General features: G+C 69.6%; 15 protein-coding genes. 12 read left to right on the forward strand and 3 right to left on the reverse strand.

What is annotated here, in order from left to right; genetic code table 11:
• The first annotated feature begins 34 nt into the window (after positions 1-34).
• The 4 genes from LOY02_RS03350 (at position 35) to LOY02_RS03365 (ending at position 4,123) form a co-directional block, all read left to right on the forward strand.
• The gene (locus tag LOY02_RS03350) at positions 35-1,324 is read left to right on the forward strand and encodes an alpha/beta hydrolase (RefSeq protein WP_317180913.1); all 1,290 of its coding nucleotides are present in this window, start codon (positions 35-37) and stop codon (positions 1,322-1,324) included.
• A 125-nt stretch (positions 1,325-1,449) separates the two neighbouring features.
• On the forward strand, positions 1,450-2,763 hold the full coding sequence (locus LOY02_RS03355) for an MFS transporter (RefSeq protein ID WP_317180914.1): 1,314 nt from the start codon (positions 1,450-1,452) through the stop codon (positions 2,761-2,763).
• Positions 2,756-3,421 (forward strand): metalloregulator ArsR/SmtB family transcription factor, encoded by a 666-nt coding sequence (locus tag LOY02_RS03360; RefSeq protein ID WP_317180915.1) that lies wholly within the window; start codon positions 2,756-2,758, stop codon positions 3,419-3,421. The genes LOY02_RS03355 and LOY02_RS03360 overlap by 8 nt, the downstream gene beginning before the upstream one ends.
• 24 nt (positions 3,422-3,445) lie before the next feature.
• Positions 3,446-4,123, forward strand: a complete 678-nt coding sequence (locus LOY02_RS03365) for a PIG-L family deacetylase (protein WP_317180916.1) — start codon at positions 3,446-3,448, stop codon at positions 4,121-4,123.
• 40 nt (positions 4,124-4,163) lie between these two features.
• Here LOY02_RS03365 and LOY02_RS03370 read toward each other — a convergent pair whose 3' ends face one another.
• Entirely contained in the window at positions 4,164-5,240 is a 1,077-nt protein-coding gene (locus tag LOY02_RS03370) for an aldo/keto reductase (protein ID WP_317180917.1), read from the reverse strand.
• Positions 5,241-5,362: 122 nt separating this feature from the next.
• Here LOY02_RS03370 and LOY02_RS03375 point away from each other — a divergent pair, with 122 nt between their 5' ends.
• Both LOY02_RS03375 and LOY02_RS03380 read left to right on the forward strand, forming a co-directional pair.
• Complete coding sequence (locus LOY02_RS03375) at positions 5,363-5,938, forward strand: helix-turn-helix domain-containing protein (protein WP_317180918.1); 576 nt, start codon at positions 5,363-5,365, stop codon at positions 5,936-5,938.
• Positions 5,939-6,017: 79 nt separating this feature from the next.
• Entirely contained in the window at positions 6,018-7,247 is a 1,230-nt protein-coding gene (locus tag LOY02_RS03380) for an acetyl-CoA acetyltransferase (RefSeq protein WP_317180919.1), read from the forward strand.
• Positions 7,248-7,268: 21 nt separating this feature from the next.
• Here LOY02_RS03380 and LOY02_RS03385 read toward each other — a convergent pair whose 3' ends face one another.
• Positions 7,269-8,264, reverse strand: a complete 996-nt coding sequence (locus LOY02_RS03385) for a nitronate monooxygenase (RefSeq protein WP_317180920.1) — start codon at positions 8,262-8,264, stop codon at positions 7,269-7,271.
• A 150-nt stretch (positions 8,265-8,414) separates the two neighbouring features.
• On the opposite strand from LOY02_RS03385, the gene LOY02_RS03390 reads away from it, so the two are divergent.
• The 5 genes from LOY02_RS03390 (at position 8,415) to LOY02_RS03410 (ending at position 14,271) form a co-directional block, all read left to right on the forward strand.
• On the forward strand, positions 8,415-9,386 hold the full coding sequence (locus tag LOY02_RS03390; protein ID WP_317180921.1) for a helix-turn-helix domain-containing protein: 972 nt from the start codon (positions 8,415-8,417) through the stop codon (positions 9,384-9,386).
• Positions 9,387-9,422: 36 nt separating this feature from the next.
• Positions 9,423-10,886, forward strand: coding sequence for a carotenoid oxygenase family protein (locus tag LOY02_RS03395; RefSeq protein WP_317180922.1), 1,464 nt, complete (start codon positions 9,423-9,425; stop codon positions 10,884-10,886).
• Positions 10,879-12,561 (forward strand): aldehyde dehydrogenase family protein, encoded by a 1,683-nt coding sequence (locus LOY02_RS03400; RefSeq protein WP_317180923.1) that lies wholly within the window; start codon positions 10,879-10,881, stop codon positions 12,559-12,561. Before LOY02_RS03395 ends, LOY02_RS03400 begins: the two co-directional genes overlap by 8 nt.
• Positions 12,561-13,748, forward strand: coding sequence for a thiolase family protein (locus LOY02_RS03405; protein WP_317180924.1), 1,188 nt, complete (start codon positions 12,561-12,563; stop codon positions 13,746-13,748). Before LOY02_RS03400 ends, LOY02_RS03405 begins: the two co-directional genes overlap by 1 nt.
• Positions 13,749-13,815: 67 nt before the next feature.
• Positions 13,816-14,271, forward strand: a complete 456-nt coding sequence (locus LOY02_RS03410; RefSeq protein ID WP_317180925.1) for a PaaI family thioesterase — start codon at positions 13,816-13,818, stop codon at positions 14,269-14,271.
• 74 nt (positions 14,272-14,345) lie between these two features.
• Here LOY02_RS03410 and LOY02_RS03415 read toward each other — a convergent pair whose 3' ends face one another.
• Positions 14,346-16,055 carry a class I adenylate-forming enzyme family protein gene (locus LOY02_RS03415; protein ID WP_317180926.1) on the reverse strand — a complete coding sequence of 570 codons (1,710 nt, stop codon included), beginning with the start codon at positions 16,053-16,055 and terminating at the stop codon, positions 14,346-14,348.
• A 484-nt stretch (positions 16,056-16,539) separates the two neighbouring features.
• Between LOY02_RS03415 and LOY02_RS03420 the strand changes: the two genes are divergently transcribed.
• A complete protein-coding gene (locus LOY02_RS03420; RefSeq protein ID WP_317180927.1) occupies positions 16,540-18,120 on the forward strand; it encodes an acyltransferase in 1,581 nt (526 codons plus the stop codon).
• The last annotated feature ends 347 nt before the right edge of the window (positions 18,121-18,467 follow it).

An 18,467-nucleotide genomic window follows, 5' to 3' on the forward strand; every position in this document is an offset into this window, starting at 1 on the left:
AGACGGCGTGAGGACGTGGATGTGAGGAGAGGGCGTGAGGAGACTGCGTGAGGAGGCTGCGGGGAGAGGCAGGGTGACCCGGTGGCGTGAGCTGGTGCGGGCGGTCGGCCTCGTCGTCGTGGCGAGCCTGCTCGGTGCCGCGGGCGTCATCGTCGCTGTCGATCTGGGCGCGTCGGAGCCTGCCGCCGTCGTCGTGGGTGCGATGGTCGTGGTCAGCGTCACGGGCCTTGCGGTGTGGCGCTGGACCCGCCGTCGGGACATGGTCGGTCCTGGCAGTGGCCGCGCTGGAGTGGTGAGGTTCGCGACCCGCACCTCGGCGGCGATGGGCCTCGGTGCGTTGGCATTCCTCGTCCCCGCCGACCTCCCTGGACAACCGGTGGGTCCGGGGATCCGTGTGGATGACGGCGTCACACTCGCCGTTCGCATCCACGCTCGGCCGAACGAAGGTGCTCGCGCATCGGGCTCGGCAGGCCGACCGCCTGTCGTCGTCGTGCACGGGGGACCGGGCGCGCCCCTCACCCGCACCGAGGAGCGCGTGGTCGTGGGCACCATCACGGACCGCACGGTCGTCGTCTACGACCAGGTCGGCGCGGGTAGGTCGACTCGGCTCGAGCGGCCGAGTGGGTACACCTCCCGTCGAGCCGTGGACGATCTCGCCGCGGTGGTCGACCACGTCGCCGAGGAAACCGGAAGTCGCAGGGTCACCCTCCTCGGCTACTCGTGGGGTGCCCAGATCAGCGCGCTCTATGCAGCCGAACGTCCGGACCGAGTCGCCGGTCTGGCGCTCCTGTCACCGGGTGCCCTGCCCATCGCGGGTCGCCCGGAGCGTGTGACAGGTCCCCAGGCCCGGCTCGCAGCCATCGATGAGGTCCGGTTGAACCTCGTGGCTCTCCGACCCCGGAACCTTTTCATCTACGCCCTGACCCAGGTCGACCCCGACGCCGCCCGCTGGTTCGTGGGCGACGCCGAGGCGGACGCGCGCTTCACCGAGCTCTTCCGCCTCTCCGGCCCGGGCCTCGCCTGCGACCCGGACCGGCCGGTCGACGTGCCTGAGGGGCTGGGTCACTTCGCGAACCAGGTGCCCGCGGCCGACCCGCAACCCGTCCGGCTCGACGAGGCCGCGGTCGATCGACTGCGCGGGCAGCGCGTGCTCGTGCTGCGGGGCGAGTGCGACTACCTGCCCCGGGAGGACGCCCTCACCTACGAGGAGCACCTACCCGGCACGCGCCTCGTCGAGGTGGACGGTGCGGGGCACGCTGTGCTCACGGAGCGGACAGACGTTGTGAGGGGCTCCCTGGAGGAGTTCTTCTCAAGAATCCGCTGAGCGGGCGCACCGGGCAGACATTCCAAGGATCCATGGAATGTCGTAGGGTTGCGGCGACTGATGCAGCTGCCGAGAGGTGTGAGGATGCGCGACGTCGACGCAACCAGTCGTCCGGTGGTCCTTCCGTGACCCCGCCGACCCAGCCCTCGGCGACCGGCCGCGGGATCGAGCTGGGGCTGCGGCAGAATGCCGCCCAGTTCGCGATCCTCGTGGCGATCAACGCCCTGGTCGGTGGGATGGTCGGCCAGCAGCAGACGGTCCTGCCCCTGCTGGCGGAGAGCGAGTTCGGACTCACCGGCTACACGTTCATGTTCACCTACGTGGTGGCCTTCGGCATCACCAAGGCAGCGGCGAACTACGTCGCCGGCACCTGGTCGGACCGCTACGGCCGCAAGCCCGTGCTCATCGCCGGCTGGCTCTTCGCGATCCCGGTGCCGTTGATGCTCATCTGGGCGCCCAACTGGGGCTGGGTCGTGGCCGCCAACGTGCTGCTCGGCGTCAACCAGGGCCTGACCTGGTCCACGACGGTGATCATGAAGATCGACCTGGTCGGGCCGAGGCAACGCGGACTGGCGATGGGCCTCAACGAGGCCGCCGGCTATGGAGCCGTCGCGGTCACCTCCATGGCCGCGGGCTACCTGGCCGCGGAGCACGGCCTCCGCCCGGCGCCCTTCCTGCTCGGCCTCACCTACACGGCGCTCGCGCTGGGACTGTCCACACTGGCCGTGCGGGAGACCCACCACCACGCCAAGGTCGAGGCAGCCGGGCATGTGCCACGGCTCGACGGCAGGCATGACCACCTGCACGGCGGTCTCAGCAGTCGTGACGTGGTCGTGCAGGCGAGCTTCCGCGAACCCGCTCTGTCCTCCGCCAGTCAGGCGGGCCTGGTCAACAACCTCAACTTCGGCCTGTCCTGGGGGCTGTTCCCGCTCCTGTTCGCGAGCGCCGGCCTGCCGGTGGGCCAGATCGGGCTGCTGTTCGCGCTCTACCCGGGTGTGTGGGGGATCGGGCAGCTCTTCACGGGAGCGCTCTCGGACCGTTGGGGTCGCAAGACGCTCATCACGGTAGGCATGTCCACGCAGGCAGCCGCCCTCGCGGTCATCGCCGTGGCCGATTCGTTCGCACTCTGGTCGGTCGGCTCGATGCTTCTCGGAGCCGGCACGGCCATGGTCTACCCCACCCTCCTCGCCGCCATCGGGGACGTCGCCCATCCGTCCTGGCGGGGCCGTGCCGTCGGCGTCTACCGCGTGTGGCGCGACCTCGGCTATGCGGTCGGCGCCCTCATGGGCGGGGTCGTCGCGGACCTGTGGAGCCTGCGCGCCGCCGTGTGGGTGGCGGCGGGGGTGAGCGTCGTCTCGGCGCTGACCGTCGCCATCAGGATGTACGAGACCCACCACCGTCCCGGCACGCAGCCGGACGAAGGAGGACAGCATGGGTGACCAGCCCGGCAAGGAAGCGTTGTTCGCCCAGTTCGCCGCGGTCGGGAAGGTGCTCGGCAACCCGAAGCGCCTCGAGCTGCTCGACCTGCTCACCCAGGGGCCGCGGAGCGTCGAGGGCCTTGCCGCGGTGGCGACCCTCGGGATGAGCACCTGCTCGGCGCACCTGCAGACGTTGCGTGAAGCGGGCCTCGTCCAGGCCCGCCGCGAGGGCAAGCGGATCTTCTACTCCCTCACCGGGGACGACGTCGCGGGCCTGTGGGACCAGCTGCGCCGAGTCGCCCAGACCCACCGGCCCCACACGGAGGTGGCCCGTCGCGACTACCTCGGGCCCGAGGACACCCTCGCCGTCGACACCGACGAGCTGCTGCGACGGCTCGACAGTGGTGACGCCGTGGTCCTCGACGTCCGGCCGGCGCCGGAGTTCGCCGCAGGCCACCTTCCCGGTGCGGTGCACATCCCGCTCGACCAGCTGACCCACCGACTCGCAGAGCTGCCGCGCAGCCGGGAGATCGTCGCCTACTGCCGCGGGCGGTACTGCGTCCTTGCCCATGACGCCGTGCGGGTGCTCGGCGCGCACGGGCTGCAGGCCCGCCGCGCCATCGACGGCGTGTTGGAGTGGCGGCTGGCCGGCGTCCCCCTCGAGGCCGACGTGGCCTGAACGCGCCCGATGAGAGGTCCATCCATGCAGCAGACCATCCTTCCGCCGTGGCGCTCGGTGCTCGCCGTCGTGGCCCACCCCGACGACGAGTCCTTCGCGCTTGGTGCCCTGCTCGCGGCGTTCGCCGATGCCGGCGCCGTCGTGTCGGTCCTGTGCCTGACCCGTGGCGAGGCGTCCACCTTGCACGGAGTGACGGGGGACCTCCTCGAGCTGCGTGCCGCCGAGCTCGCCACGGCCGCCGACGTCCTCGGGCTCGGCGAGGTCGAGCTGCTCACCCATCCCGATGGGCGGCTCGCTGAGGTGGAGCTGCAGCTGCTCGCCTCCGAGGTCAGCGCCGTGGCGCGACGCGTCCACGCCGACGGCATCATCGGCTTCGACCTCAACGGGGTGACCGGACATGCGGACCACGCTCACGCCACCGCCGCAGCCGTGGCGGCCGCAGAGACTCTTGGCCTGCCCGTGCTCGGCTGGACCGTGCCCGACCGCGTCGCCGACCAGCTCCGCCACGAGCACGGCGCGCCCTTCGACGGTTACCCCGACGCCGAGATCGACCTCGTCGTGACCGTCGAGCGCACGCTCCAGCGCAAGGCGGCCAAGTGCCACCAGAGCCAGGCGGTCCCCGGCAGCGTCATGTGGCGCCGTCTGGAACTGCTCGGCGAGCGTGAGCACCTCCGATGGCTCCGCCGGTCCGACCCCTCCTGAAGCCGGCCGGGCGAGAGTCCGTGGCGCATCGATTCGGTGATCACGCGGATGCCGCGGGGACCGGTGCCGGGCTGCTGGTGGAAGGGGCCCTTCGAAGTCTCGCATCCCGCACCCATGGCACGTCGAGGGACGCATTCGGTCCGTAGACGTCGGTGCCGGGCGGCACGATCTCGTCGATGCGGTCGAGCACGGCGTCCTCCAGGGTCACCGGCGAGTCCAGCAGCGACGTGAGCTGCTCCATCGTGCGTGGCCCGAGGATGACGGACGTCACGGCGCGGTGCGCGAGGGGAAAGGCGACGGCGAGGCTGGGGAGCGAGCAGCCGAGGTCGTCGGCGATGGTCATGAGCTGCTCCACGACGTCGAGCTTCCGACGGGTGGTCGGATCACTGGGGTCGAACCACGCTGGCCTGAGGGCGGCGCGCCCCTCGGTGGGCGCCACTGCGTCCCTGCGGTAGCGGCCGGTGAGGAACCCGAAGGCGAGCGGGCTCCAGGTGAGGATGCCCATGCCGAGGCGCTCCGCCACCGGGAGCACGTCGCGCTCGATGCCGCGAGCCAGCAGGTTGTACGGCGGCTGCTCGGTGTGGAAGCGCATGAGGCCCCGCCGCTCTGCGACCTGGTCGGCGTGCACGATCTCGTGGGCGGGGTAGGTCGAGCACCCGAAGGCGACGATCTTGCCTGCGTGGACGAGGTCGGTGAGCGTGCCGAGGGTCTCCTCGAGGTCGGTCGACCAGTCGGGCCGATGCACCTGGTAGAGGTCGATCCGGTCGGTCTGCAGTCGGCGCAGGCTGGCCTCGACGGCGCGGGCGAGATACCGCCGCGAGTTGCCGCTCCTGTTGGTCCCCTCCTCGAGGGCGAAGTGCCCCTTCGTCGCGAGCACCACGTCATCTCGGCGACCGCGCAGGGCCTTGCCGACGATCACCTCCGACTCCCCGGTCGAGTACATGTCGGCCGTGTCGACGAGGTTGATGCCGGCGTCCAACGCGGCGTGCACGATGCGCGCACATTCGTCGTGGTCGGGGTTGCCGACCGAGCCGAACATCATGGTCCCGAGGGCGTAGCGGGAGACCTCGATGCCGGTCCGGCCGAGGTTGCGGTAGGTCATTGCGGTGGTGCTCATGCGGGCTCCTCGATGGGTTGGCGGGCGACGAACGTGAGTCACGGAGTGAAGGTAATTCTGCAAGCAGATTTGCACAACTAGGTTTGTGCAAATCTGATTGTGAGGTGGCTAGGCTTGGTCACATGAGGGACGGCGAGCTGGGCGATGTCCGGCTGATCGAGGATGTCCGGGCGCTGGCTGCACTGGGGAACCCGGACCGCGCGCGGCTCATGGACGCGCTGGCGGTTCACGGCCCCTCCACGACCTCCTTTCTCGCCGGCCAGCTGGGCCTGGCGACCGGCAGCGTCTCGCACCACCTGAAGGTCCTCGTCGACGTCGGACTGGTGCGCAGCGCGCCGGAGACGGCCGCCGACAAGCGTCAGCGCCGCTGGGCCCTGGTGACGCGCGGCATGCGCTGGACACCCGCGGACTTCCGGCAGAGCGCGGCAGCCGAAGCAGCGCACATCTCCGCAGACGGCGCCATCATCGCGCGGCAGTTCGCGGCAGCCCGGGAGTGGCTCGGGTCCGCGGAGCCACCGTGGGACGATGCCGCGTACGCAGGTCACTACTGGTTGCGCCTCTCCGTCGATGAGCTCAAGGAGCTGGGCCAGGCCATCGATGAGCTGGTGCTCTCCTGGCGCCGCCGCGACATCCCCGACGACGGCGTCGAGCGGCGCACCGTGATGGGAATGGCGCGGTTCTTCCCGGCTGACCCGTGACCTCTGGGGTTGGGTATGGTCACCAGCGGCAGACACCACCTCTGGTGACCTGGCCCGGAGTCCAGCAGGAGGAACGATCGTGTCGAACGTATGGGTCGTCGGGGGCTATCAGAGCGACTTCGCGCGCAATCTCACCCGTGAGGGCAAGGGGCTGGCCGACCTCACCGGTCAGGTGGTTGTCGAGACTCTCGAGGCGTCTCGCATGCGTGCCCGGGACGTCGAGGTGGTCCACGTGGGCAACGCCTTCGGCGAGCTGTTCTCCGGGCAGGCGCACCTCGGCGCCATGCCCGCGACGGTCGTGCCGGAGCTGTGGGGACTGCCCTCCGCCCGTCATGAGGCTGCCTGCGCCTCCGGCAGCATCGCCGTCCTGTCCGCGATGGCAGACCTGGCGGCAGGCCACTATGACGCGGCACTCGTCATCGGCGTGGAGCTCGAGAAGACGGTGTCCGGCGATGACGCTGCGAGGCACATGGCGGCAGCCGCATGGGTGGGGCACGAAGGAGAGGGCGCCACGTTCATGTGGCCCCACATGTTCGACCGGGTTGCTGCGGAGTACGACCGGCGCTATGGACTCCAGGACAGCCACCTCGGGGCCATCTCGGCGCTCAACCTCGCCAACGCGCGGCGGAACCCCAACGCCCAGACGCGCTCGTGGACGACACCGCACAGGGATGTCGCCGACATGGACGACTCGACCAATCCTGTCGTGGAGGGCAGGTTGCGGCGCTCGGACTGCAGCCAGGTCACCGACGGGGGAGCGGGCCTCCTGCTGGTCAACGACGCCTACCTACGAGCCCATCCGGACGTCCGCGATCGCGTGTTGGCCAGGATCGAGGGATGGGGTCATCGGACCGTCGGCCTGGCACTGGACCAGAAGCTCCAGCGCGACGCGGACAACCCCTACGTGCTGCCCCATGTTCGCGAGACCGTCCAGGACGCGTTCCGGCGGGCGCAGGTGGACCTCGACGACGTCGACGGGTTGGAGGTTCATGACTGCTTCACCCCGAGCGAGTACCTGGCCATCGACCATGTCGGCCTGACCGGGCCGGGCGAGTCGTGGAAGGCGATCGAGAACGGCGACATCGCGATCGGTGGAAGGCTCCCGGTGAATCCCAGCGGCGGCCTCATCGGCGGCGGTCATCCGGTGGGCGCGACAGGGGTCCGGATGCTGCTGGACGCGGCGAAACAGGTGTCCGGCACCGCTGGCGCCTACCAGGTGGAAGGGGCGCGACGCTTCGCCACCCTCAACATCGGCGGCAGCACGGCAACCACGGTGAGTTTCGTCGTCGCTTCGCCAGATCACTCCTGACCGCGGCACACCGACCGCGGGTCAGTGGGCCGGGACGCCCGCCGCCGGCCTCCCGTATTGCCCAGCGGGGCGTGAACGCGCTGCGAACCTCTGGGCGGCAGTGTGGAACTCCGTCTCGAGTTGCTCCACCACGGTGGCGGTGGAGTCGATGCTGTGGATCGTCTGGAGTCCCTGCCCCGCAGCCCAGATGGACTTCCAGCGGGCGCCGACGCCCGCCGCCGAGTTGTAGTCGCGGGCGGTGGGGACCTCGAGTGCCTCGGGGTCCAGGCCGTTGGCGATCAGGCTGGGACGCAGCCACGAGGCGTCCGTGCCAGTGATCCCCGCGCTCACCACGAGGTCGTCAGGCCCGTGGTCGACCACCATCCGCTTGTACTCCGGCACGGCCAGGCTCTCCGTGGTGGCCAGGAACCGGGTGCCCATGTAGACGAGGTCGGCGCCTGACGCGATGGCACCGGCGACACCGTTACCGTCGCTGATCCCTCCTCCGACCACGACGAGTCCGTCGAAGAACTCGCGAACACCCGAGACGAAGGCGAAGGGTGAGAGGTGTCCCGTGTGCCCGCCAGCCCCCGCGGCGATGCAGGCGAGCCCGTCCACCCCGACCGCGGCGGCCTTGCGCGCCAGCCGGAGATTGACCACGTCGGCGATGACGGTGCCGCCGTAGCCCTTGACCACCTCGAGCACGGGCGCAGGCGAACCCAGCGCCGTGATGACCACGGGAGGCCGGTACTCCGCAACGAGCCGCAGGTCCTCGGCCAGTCGTGCGTTGGTCTGGTGAGTGATGAGGTTGATGGCCCACGGTGCGACGGGGCGCTCCTGGCCATCCGGAGCGTCCTCGCGAAGAGCACTCGAGATGGTGTCCAACCACTCGTCGAGCTGGCTGACGGTTCGACAGTTCGGTGAGGGGAACGATCCGACGACTCCCGACCTGCAGGCTGCGATGACGAGCTCGGGGCCGGAGATGAGGAACATCGGGGCGACCACGACCGGAATGCGCAGAAGCGGGGGTAGGGACATCTCGTCTCCATCCTGTCCGCCCTGCCGGAGGGCGTCCTTTGGTATCGCTATTGAAGCATGGAGTCTGGAACGGCCGCACAGTTCGAGAGCCCGACGATCCCCCCGCGAGGGCGCTTGTGGGCCCCACGGCTCTGTGGTCAACTGCCCGACATGGCCGACACCGCGCCTCGTGAGCCCGTCACCGCGACGTTCGACCTCCTTGGGGACCGACTCACGCTGGCGATCCTCCGCTCGGCCTTCCTCAACCAGACCCGTCGCTTCGGGCAGTGGCTCAAGGAGACCGGCGCGCCGCCCGCCATGCTCTCGGAGCGCCTCAACACGCTGGTCGAGCAGGGTCTGCTCCTCAAGGAGGAAGCGTCGTCCACGCGCGGCGAATACCTCCTGACCGAGAAGGGGCTGAGTGTCTGGCCCATCCTCGTGGCGCTGTGGAACTGGCAGCGCGAGTGGTCGGCGGAAGGCGCCCTCCAGCCGGAGCTCGTCCATGACCTGTGCGGTCATCGAGGGCCGACCGTGCCCATGTGCACCTGCTGTGGCGAGACGGTCACCCCACGCGACACGCGGGTCGAGCTCCAGCCGGGTGTCCTCGCGAGCGCCACGACGAGTGGGCGCCGGCGGTCCTCTCGTGCCCCCAAGGACGCCGTGCAGTCAGCCGACTTCCAGTTCACCGAGATCATGGAGGTCATCGGGGACCGGTGGAGCGCGACTGTCACCGGCCTGGCTCTCGCCGGCGTGCGCCGGTTCTCAGAGTTTCGCCGAACGTCGGGAGCCTCGCCCGCCACGCTCAGCGAACGGCTCTCGAGGCTCAGTCGCGTCGGCATTCTGGTCAGCGGGCAGGACGAACCGACGCGGGAGTACCGGCTCACCCCCCGCGGTCGCGCCCTGTTCGGGGTCTTCGTGTTCCTTCTCGACTGGTCCCGAGTCGCCAATCCCGGTGTGACGCCTGCACTGCACGTCGTGCATGAACGATGCGGCCAGGTCCTGGCGCCTGCGCATCGGTGCCGGGGGTGTGGCGTGCAGCTCACTCGAGTCGCGGTCCGTTTCGAGGCGCCCGTGGGGGCATGTCCTCCTGGCCATCTCGAGTCCGCGAACCACACGTTGACACCGATTCACCCGCCTGTTTAACTTCAATAACAGTACTAACCGGCGGAAGGAATTCGAATGGCCCTGAACGAGGAGCTCGTCGCGCCGGCTGCCGAGGCGCTGGCCAACCCCTACCTCGATGGGCCATATGCCCCCCGGCACGACGAAGTAACGGTGAGCGACCTGCCGGTGCTCGAGGGCGCGCTTCCACGCGACCTGGACGGCGTCTACGTCCGCAACGGGCCCAATCCGCAGTTCCCGCCGCTGGGGAGGTATCACTGGTTCGACGGTGACGGCATGCTGCACGCGGTCCACTTCGAGAACGGGCGCGCCACGTACCGCAACCGCTACGTGCGCACCAAGGAGCTCGAGGCGGAGCGTGCGGCCGGCACGGCACTCTGGCGCGGCGTCATCGAGCCCTGGGACGACAACCCCGCCGGCGACCGCCGGGAGAAGAATGCCGCGAACACCGACGTGATCTTCCACCACGGGAACCTGCTTGCCACGTGGTATCGCGCTGGAAAGCCGTACGCCATCGACCCGATCTCCCTCGAGACCAAAGGCGTCGACACCTTCAGGGGCACGCTGCCATGCGAGGTGTCGGCACACGCCAAGGTTGACGAGCGCACCGAGGAGCTCATGTTCTTCGACTACGGGATCAACGCACCGTACATGCGCTACGGCGTGGCTGATCCCGCCGGCGAGGTCACGCACTTCACCGGAATCGAGATGCCTGGTCCGCGTCTGCCTCACGACATGGCGATCACGGAGCACTACTCGATCCTCATGGACCTGCCCCTCTACAACGACCCCCGGGCCGCGGCTGCGGGACGGTTCAAGCTGTTCTTCGACCGGGAGCTGCCGAGCCGGTTCGCGGTGATCCCCCGCTACGGCCGGGGCGACGAGGTGCGCTGGTTCGAGGCATCCCCCGCGTACATCTACCACGTCGTCAACGCCTGGGAGACCGGGGACGAGATCGTCATGGTCGCCTGCCGGGTGGCGAAGCCGTCCCCCGTCACTGACCGGGAGAACCCTCTGGCCCAGCTGCTGGCCTACCTGCGACCCGAGGCAACGCTGCACCGCTACCGCTTCAACCTTCGCACCGGCGCGTGCCACGAGGAGCCGCTCGACGACGTGAACACGGAGTTCCCGGCGATCCACCAGGGCACGATGGGGTTCCCGAGCAGGTGGTCGTACCAGATGCGCCTGTCCGTCGACACGACCATGCTGTTCGATGCCGTGATGAAGTACGACGTGCTCACGGGCGCCAAGGAGACCAAGACCTTCGGACCCGGCCTGTTCGGCAGCGAGCTCACGGTCGTTCCGCGGCCCGGTGCCACGTCCGAGGACGACGCCTGGCTGACGATGTTCGCCTACAACAGCGAGACGCAGAAGTCGGAGGTGTGGGTCTACGACGCGGCGGACGTCATGGCCGGACCGGTGTGCCGCCTCGGACTGCCGGTGCGGGTGCCGCTCGGCTTCCACGCCACGTGGGTCAGTGGCGAGCGGATGCGCGCGGCGGCCGAACCTGCCGATGACTGAGCCGAACTCCATTCGCACGAGTGGCGAGCTGTTCTTCGAGGCCCACCGCGCCCTGCTCGAGTCGGCAGCCGAAGCATCTGCGACGAGGGCGGCCTGGTCGGGCTTTGAGGCCATCCCGGTGCCGTCCTTCACAGAGGCCGAGAGTCTCGTCGCCCGCCATGCGGGCACGGTCCTCGACCTCTCGACCCCGACCGACCGGGTGATCAGGGCGAACGAGGTCTCGCCCTACCTGCTCAAGCCGCTCGACGTGACCTACGCCGCGCCCACCTCGGCGGCAGCCCTCGCCGCCGCGAGCACCGCGGCACCTGCGATGGCGCGAGCCACTCCGCGGGAGCGGGTTGGAGTGTGCCTGGAGTCGCTTCATCGCATCCACGAGCGCGGACCGGAGCTCGCGGCTGTCACCATGCACACGACCGGTCAGAGCCTCAACATGGCCGCAAGTGGGAGTGGCACCAATGCGCTCGACCGGGGACTCGAGGCGGTGGCCGCTGCCTGGATGGCCATGTCGAGGGTGCCGAATGACGTGACGTGGACACAGACCTTCGGGCGGTCCACGGTCACCCTGCGCAAGCGGTTCCGCACCCGCCCCGTGGGCACGGCTCTGGTCATCGCGTGCGCGTCCTTCCCCGCGTGGAATGCCTACCCGGCGATCCTGGCGAACCTCGCCACGGGCAACCCCGTCCTCGTCAAGCCGCATCCCTCGTCGGTCCTCGGTACGGCCCTCGCCGTGCAGAGCATCCGGCAGGTGTTGCGTGAGGCCGGCCTGCCCGCCGACGCCGTCCAGCTGGTCGTCGACGCGCCGGAGGAGCTGGTCGCGGGAGAGATCGCCACCGACCCAGGCGTGCGGATCGTGGACTTCACCGGCAGCCAGACCTTCGGAGGCTGGCTCGAGCGGAACCTGCCCGGCAAGCTCGTGTACACCGAGACGTCCGGGCTCAACACCGTCATCATCGACTCCCTCCACGACGTCCGGTCGAGCATGAAGTCGCTCGCCACAGCCCTCTCGCTCTTCAGCGGCCAGATGTGCACCTCGCCCCAGAACATCTACGTTCCCGACCGGGTCAGCACCGACGAGGGCGACATCAGCCGGGCGGAAGTCACGGAGGTCCTCATCGCCGAGCTCGATGCCATTGCCCGACACCCCGGCCGTGCAGCGTCGATCTGCGGTGCGGTGCAGTCAGCAGCGACGGTGGACGCCGTCCGGCTGCGCGGCGACGCGGCTTCCGGACGTGTCCTGCGCCACGCGAGCCCCTACGTCCATTCCCACCATCCGGGCGCCCGGACCCTCACGCCGCTCGTGATTCAGGGTGAGCCGGGCAGTCCTGACCACTGCGAGTGTGAGGACTTCGGCCCCGTGGCCTACGTCGTGCCGTGCACAGACACGGACGAGGCGGTGCGGTCGGCCACGGGCAGCGTGCGACGCAATGGGGCGATCAGCTCCTACCTCTTCTGCACGGACGAGACGCGCATCGACGAGATTGCAGATGCGTACGCCGAGGTGGGCGCCTCGCTGTCGGTCAACCTGGTGTCGTCGATGCCCATGCAGTACGCGGCGGCCTACAGCGACTATCACGTCACGGGACTCAATCCTGCGGGGACCGCCACGCTCACCGACGAGGCATTCGTCGCGGGCCGCTTCCGGATCGTGCAGGATCGTCGACAGGTGGGCAGCTGATGGCGCTCGACGCCTACATCTATGAAGCCCTCCGACTTCCGCGCGCACGCGTGCGGCGGTCGGGAGGGACCCTCGCCGACCTCCCCCCGTACGAGATGCTTGGACAGCTCCTCGGTGAGCTGGGCGGCCGTTCGGTCCTGACGGAGGTCGTCGACGACGTCATCGTCGGGACGAGCACGCCAGCGGGGGAGCAGGCCACCGACGTGGCGCGCGCCGCCGCGCAGTGGGCAGGATGGCCCGACAACGTCCCGGGCGGAGTGGTCTCCCGGCTTTGTTGCTCAGGGCTCGACGCCCTCGAGGCGGCAGCGGCGCGCGTGGCCTCGGGGCTCGCCGACGTCGTCGTCGCGGGAGGCGTGGAGTCGATGTCCCGAGTGCCGATGTTCCGGGACGACCCCGCACTGCTCACCGACGAGGAGCTCGGGGAACGCACGGGCTTCGTGACGATCGGTGTCTCGGCCGATGTCACGGCGGTGCAGTACGGCTTCGCTCGGGAGGACCTCGACGCGTATGCCGTTGAGTCGCACCGTCGCGCGGCGCAGGCCCCCCACTCCGAGGCGATCCTCGCGGCACGCTGCGGGGACTCCGTGGTCCTCGAGGCCGACGAAGGGGCCCGGCCCGACGTCACGGTCGAGCAGCTGGCCGCCCTCCCAGCGCTCTTCGGGGAGGACCCATCCTGGGAGCGAGTTCTCCGGAGGCTCCCGGAGGCCGTGAGGCCCTCGGTCGGCCTCCACACCATCGCCACCGCACCCCAGCTGGCCGATGGGGCGGCTGCCGCCATCGTCGGCAACGCGAGCGCCGCGGCCAAGCTGGGGCTTGAGCCGATCGGGCAGGTGCTCGCCAGCGCCCAGTCGGCCGTGCGGTCCCCGCTGCTCACCGCCTCGGTGACCTCGGCTCAGGAGGCGCTTCGACGGGCTGGCCTGAGCGCTCCTGACGTGGACGTCGCCATGGTCAACGAGTCCTTCGCCGTGACCCCGCTGCTCGTCCAGCGGGAGCTCGGGCTGGACCCTGACCGCGTGAATCCCCACGGCGGCGCTCTCGCCGTGGGCCATCCACTTGGGGCGACGGGAGGGATCCTCCTCGCCGATGCGCTGGCCGAGTTGCGCAGGGTGGACGGCGAGGTCGCCCTCTTGTGCATCCCCGCGGCGTTGGGCCTCGGGGCGGCCATGGTCGTGCGACGACTCCGGTAGTCCCTTTCCCGTCGCCCGCATATCGTTACGCCACGGCCTCGCCGACGTCTGAGCCTGGAGCCACGCCATGACCGCATCCCCGCCCGCTGGGCCTGCCCGTGAGACTCCTCGTGGTGCCGAGGGGCTTCCTACCCCCGATGAGCTGACCGGCCTACTCGAGGGGCGGCTTCCGGGCCTGCTCGGTATGCGCGTGCTGGCTGCGTCGCCAGACGCCGTGACCACGGAGCTGACCGTTGCCGAACACCACCTCGCCCCGAATGGCTACCTCCACGCGGCCACCGTCGTCGCACTGGCCGACACGGCGTGCGGCTTGGGCACTCGGCTGAGACTGGAGGCCGGAACCCGCTTCACGACCGTGGAGCAGAAGACGAACCACCTCGGCACGACGCGCAGCGGCGTCGTCCGCGCCCATGCGAGCGTGGCCCACAGCGGCAGCCGGACCCAGGTGTGGGACGCGCGAGTGGTCGACGCGTCCTCCGATCGGGTCATCGCCCTGTTCCGCTGCACCCAGATGTCACTCTGACCCACGGCGTTCGCCACCGCAGCGATGGCGCACTCCGGGCCCGCCGCTCGTTGCGGCGGGCCGGACGCCTGAATTCAACTGCCCTGACGCAGCTCGCGCTTGAGGATCTTGCCTACGGGGTTGCGCGGCAGCTCCTCCCGGACGTCGAGGCGCTCCGGCAGCTTGTAGGAGGCGATCTTCTTGCTCCGGAGGAAGTCGACGAGCTCCTCGAGCGTGAGCGTCGACTCCGGCTTGAGGGTGACGACCGCAGCGACACGCTCGCCCATGACCTCGTCCGAGTCGCCGATGACTGCGGCTTCCATCACGGACGGGTGCGCACTGATGAGCGCCTCCATCTCAGCAGCCGACACCTTCATCCCGCCGCGGTTGATGACGTCCTTGGCACGATCGACGTAGCGCAGGAACTCGCCGCGCTCGCCGGCGATCTCGAAGAGGTCCCCGGTGCGCAGGTAGCCCAGCTCGTCGAAGGCCGCGGCGTTGTTCTCGGGGTTGAGGTAACCGGCGAACACTGTCGGGCCGTTGAGGCGGAGCTCGCCCACACGGCCCTGCTCCGTGATGTCCTCGCCACTGACGAGGTCGACGAGACGGACAGACACGGCGTCGGCGATGCGCGTCGACCACGTGACGCCCTCGGCGCCGTAGTTCGGGAAGTAGAGGGCCCGGTCCTCGGGGTCGGGGAAGTCCTGCGGGCTGGAGAGCAGAGCGGTGCCCTCGTTGGAACCGAAGAAGTTGATGATGCTGATCCCGTGCTTCTCCTGCCACCCGCGAACCATGGCCGGCTGGAGCGGGACAGAGCCAGACCCGATCCGCGTGATGCTACTCAGGTCCACCTGGCTCATGAGCGCGTCGTTGTGCAGCAGCATCGTGAGCAGGGCCGGCGGCACGAGCGTGTAGGTCACTCTCTCGCGCGCCACCTGGCCGAGGAAGGTCGGCACATCGAAGGGCTGGTGCTGGACAAGTGTGCTCCCGGAGAGCAGCCACGGGATCAGGACTCCTCCGATCGCCGCCATGTTCACCATGGGGAAGGGATTGAGGACCACGTCTGCGCTGGTGAGCTCGGGCGCGTCGAGGCAGGCCTGGCTGATCGCGATCCAGTCGTAGTGGCACCGAGGAACTCCCTTGGGCTCGCTCTCGGTTCCGGACGTCCAACACACCGTGACGCAGTCGTTGGGGTCGGCGGGGTCCGCGGTACGCCGTGCCTCGACTGCGGACCGGTCGTCGTCACTGGCCTCGGCAGCGGAGACGTTCACGGCTGAGGTGCTGGCACTGGAGGCATCCGGCCACATCACCACGACGGTCGACACGGTTGGCATCGCTTCCCGCGCCGCGGTGACCTCCGCCAGCGGCTGCCGATCGCCGAATCGATCGACCGTGACGATGGCCTTGAAGCCCGCCTGGTTCGCCGCTCCCACGACCTCGCGCTCCCGATAGGGCATGGGCAGCGGAGACATGACCACCCCGATGGACCACGCGGCAAGGTACGTCTTGACGAGCTCGATGGAGTTCGGGATCTGGACGCCGATGACGTCGCCTCGCGACAAACCCATCTCGAGGAGCTGCGCAGCGAGGTGCGTCACCTCCGAGTCGAGCTGCGACCAGGTGAGTCGCCTCGGTTCGGCACCCACGAGATCGCCGAGGTTGGCCGGGTCCACCACCGCGGTGCGGTCGCCCTGGGCTGCGACCTGGTCCCGGAAGACGCGGTCGATCGTCCGGTCCGACCACCAGCCCTTCGAGACGTAGGCCTCGACCTTGTCGGCAGGATGGAGTCCTCGTGCTTCGGTCATGCTCGTCCCTTCTCCGTTGATGGACGCAGAGTTCTGTTCAGCAGTTGAAGTGCCCGATGGCGCCGTTGACCTGTGACTTGGTCAGGAATCTTCAAGGGTCTGGTCAGTGAGGGACGGGCGAGAAATTGCTGTTTCGTGCAGGAATGGGGCGCCGTGATCGTGGTCGATACGCAGTGTGCGCTCAGGCTACCTAGCGGTGGCGGCGACTACAATAACCATATTGGGTCTGGCGTCTGACCGATCTCGATCTGTAGACCGGGATGGGTGATCCTCGCCTGGCGGCCGCGTCGCAGCCGGCGGTCGAACGACCCCGCCAGGTGGTGGAGTCGCGATGGCCCGCGTCGAGGTCGAACGGATGACCTGAGATGCGGACGCGGCCACAATACGAGGATGAAGGACACCGCCTCATCACGTCGGGAGGCAGCCGGTGACCTCCCGGACCGACTGACGTGGGTGCGCTGGCACCGTAGGACGAGGAGTGTCCGTGTCCACCACGCCTGACCCGCCGCTCCGCGACGACAGCGCGACCGGCGGCACCGGAGCCCAGCGAGCCAAGCGCGACTCAGCGTCGGCCGTCGCGGACGCCGCCGCCGACGGCGCTCACGCGCGCGACAGGTTCTTGGACCTCCTGAGGGCGGGCAGCATCGTCGCGGTCGTCCTCGGCCACTGGCTCGTCACCGACCTCTTCTGGAGCGAGGGCCGCATCGAGCACCGCAGCGCGCTGGGGGAGGCCCCCGGGCTGTGGCCGCTGACCTGGGTGTTCCAGGTCATCCCCCTCTTCTTCTTCGTCGGCGGCTACGCCAACAGGCGGAGCTGGCTCGGGGCGCAGGAGCGAGGCGAGGGGTACGCAGCGTTCGTCGACCGCCGAATGCACCGGTTGCTCGCGCCGACCGCAGCGCTGCTCCTCACGGTCGTCGTCGCCAACGTCGTCCAGGCCGTTGGTGACGTCCCCGACCTCGGTGCCGGCGCGGAGATCCTCCTGCAGCCGGTGTGGTTCCTCGGCATCTACGCCGCGATCACGGCGCTGACGCCGCTCACGCTGCGCTGGCACGCCCGTTGGGGATGGCGCGTGGTCGCCGTGGGACTGTCTGTTGTCGGCGTCGTCGAGATCCTGAGGATGGCCGGTGGACTGACGTGGATGGCGTACGGCAACGTGCTCGTCGTCTGGGGCCTCGTCCACCAGCTGGGTTACCTGTACGCCGACGGTGCGCTGGGTCGGCGTGAGGCGACCTGGCTCGCCTCGTTGGGTGCCGCGTCGCTGGTCGTCCTCACCGTCGGGCCGTACCCGGCGCGCATGGTTGGCGTCCCCGGCGACCAGCTCGTCAACATGAACCCACCCACAGCCGCCCTCACGGCGCTGGCGTTCGCCCAGGTGGGTCTTGCCCTCGTGGCTCGCTCCGCTCTGAACCAGTGGCTGCGGCGGCCCCGGGTGTGGTCGGTCGTGATCGCGGTCAACCTCTCGATCATGGCGATCTTCCTGTGGCACCAGCCGGTCCTGGCCGTGGTCGCTCGTGCGTTGGCTCCCACGGACCTTCCGCACCCCGACCCGCCCGGGCTCGCCTGGTGGGCGATCCGCGTGGTGTGGCTCGCCGCCGCAGGGCTGCTTCTCGCTGTTGTCGTCCTGCTGGTCGGGCGGCTCGAGCGCGGGGCGCCTCCGCCCCCGGCGCCGCGGACGCGTGCAGCGTCGGTCACCGCCGTCACGGCAGTCGTGTTCGCGGAGCTCGGGCTGCTGGGCGTGGCGGGGACGAACGCGAGCCACCCCTTCACGGTCCACCGCGTCCTCGGGGCGATCGACGTTGCGCCGGTCGTGGGCATGCTGTGCGTCGGGGTGGCGATGCTGCTGCTGCGTGGTGCCCGCCGAGACCACCGGGGTGCGATCCGCTCACTGCTGACCGGTGCCGTCGTGTTCCTCGGCGTCGGCATCGCCTACGCGCTGGGCCTCGGTGGGCTGACGTCCTCCCCGCGGCTGCTCGGTCTGGTTGGAGCGCTCGCGCTCGGGCTCGGGGGAGCGGTCCTCGCAGCTGGCCCAGGGGCGAGCCCGCCACCCACAGAGCCTGCCCGTTGAGATCTCCCCGATCTGTGCTTCTGCGACCCTCGCCACCTCGCCAGCCGCGCATGGCCCCGTCCGCCCAGCCCAGCGGCATACCTCTTCCGCCGGACTGCGAAGGCCATCAGGCCGCCAGATTCGCGTCCGCCTTGATGGCCTCGATGGTGTCGACCAGCTGGCCGACATCGACGCCGTTGCTGATCTTCGTCGCCGTCGACATGACCTGCCTCTTTCGCTGTGGAGGCGCCAGCGTGCGCCTCGGGACCAGCACAGCCTTGGGAGACGGCGTCCGCATCCGGGTTGACGACACACTTCTTGGCACTGACCACGCACATCCTGGAGCGGTACGCCGCCATGCGCTTGTA

The organism is Intrasporangium sp. (assembly GCF_032907665.1).
Taxonomy (GTDB): Bacteria; Actinomycetota; Actinomycetes; order Actinomycetales; family Dermatophilaceae; genus Intrasporangium.

What these genes read in the sequence shown, in the direction of transcription:
- LOY02_RS03360 (WP_317180915.1), top strand. Translation starts at nt 2,756, where the DNA reads ATGGGTGACCAGCCCGGCAAGGAAGCGTTGTTCGCCCAGTTCGCCGCG.
- LOY02_RS03365 (WP_317180916.1), top strand. Translation starts at nt 3,446, where the DNA reads ATGCAGCAGACCATCCTTCCGCCGTGGCGCTCGGTGCTCGCCGTCGTG.
- LOY02_RS03370 (WP_317180917.1), bottom strand. Translation starts at nt 5,240, where the DNA reads ATGAGCACCACCGCAATGACCTACCGCAACCTCGGCCGGACCGGCATC.
- LOY02_RS03375 (WP_317180918.1), top strand. Translation starts at nt 5,363, where the DNA reads ATGAGGGACGGCGAGCTGGGCGATGTCCGGCTGATCGAGGATGTCCGG.
- LOY02_RS03385 (WP_317180920.1), bottom strand. Translation starts at nt 8,264, where the DNA reads ATGTCCCTACCCCCGCTTCTGCGCATTCCGGTCGTGGTCGCCCCGATG.
- LOY02_RS03390 (WP_317180921.1), top strand. Translation starts at nt 8,415, where the DNA reads ATGGCCGACACCGCGCCTCGTGAGCCCGTCACCGCGACGTTCGACCTC.
- LOY02_RS03395 (WP_317180922.1), top strand. Translation starts at nt 9,423, where the DNA reads ATGGCCCTGAACGAGGAGCTCGTCGCGCCGGCTGCCGAGGCGCTGGCC.
- LOY02_RS03400 (WP_317180923.1), top strand. Translation starts at nt 10,879, where the DNA reads ATGACTGAGCCGAACTCCATTCGCACGAGTGGCGAGCTGTTCTTCGAG.
- LOY02_RS03405 (WP_317180924.1), top strand. Translation starts at nt 12,561, where the DNA reads ATGGCGCTCGACGCCTACATCTATGAAGCCCTCCGACTTCCGCGCGCA.
- LOY02_RS03410 (WP_317180925.1), top strand. Translation starts at nt 13,816, where the DNA reads ATGACCGCATCCCCGCCCGCTGGGCCTGCCCGTGAGACTCCTCGTGGT.
- LOY02_RS03415 (WP_317180926.1), bottom strand. Translation starts at nt 16,055, where the DNA reads ATGACCGAAGCACGAGGACTCCATCCTGCCGACAAGGTCGAGGCCTAC.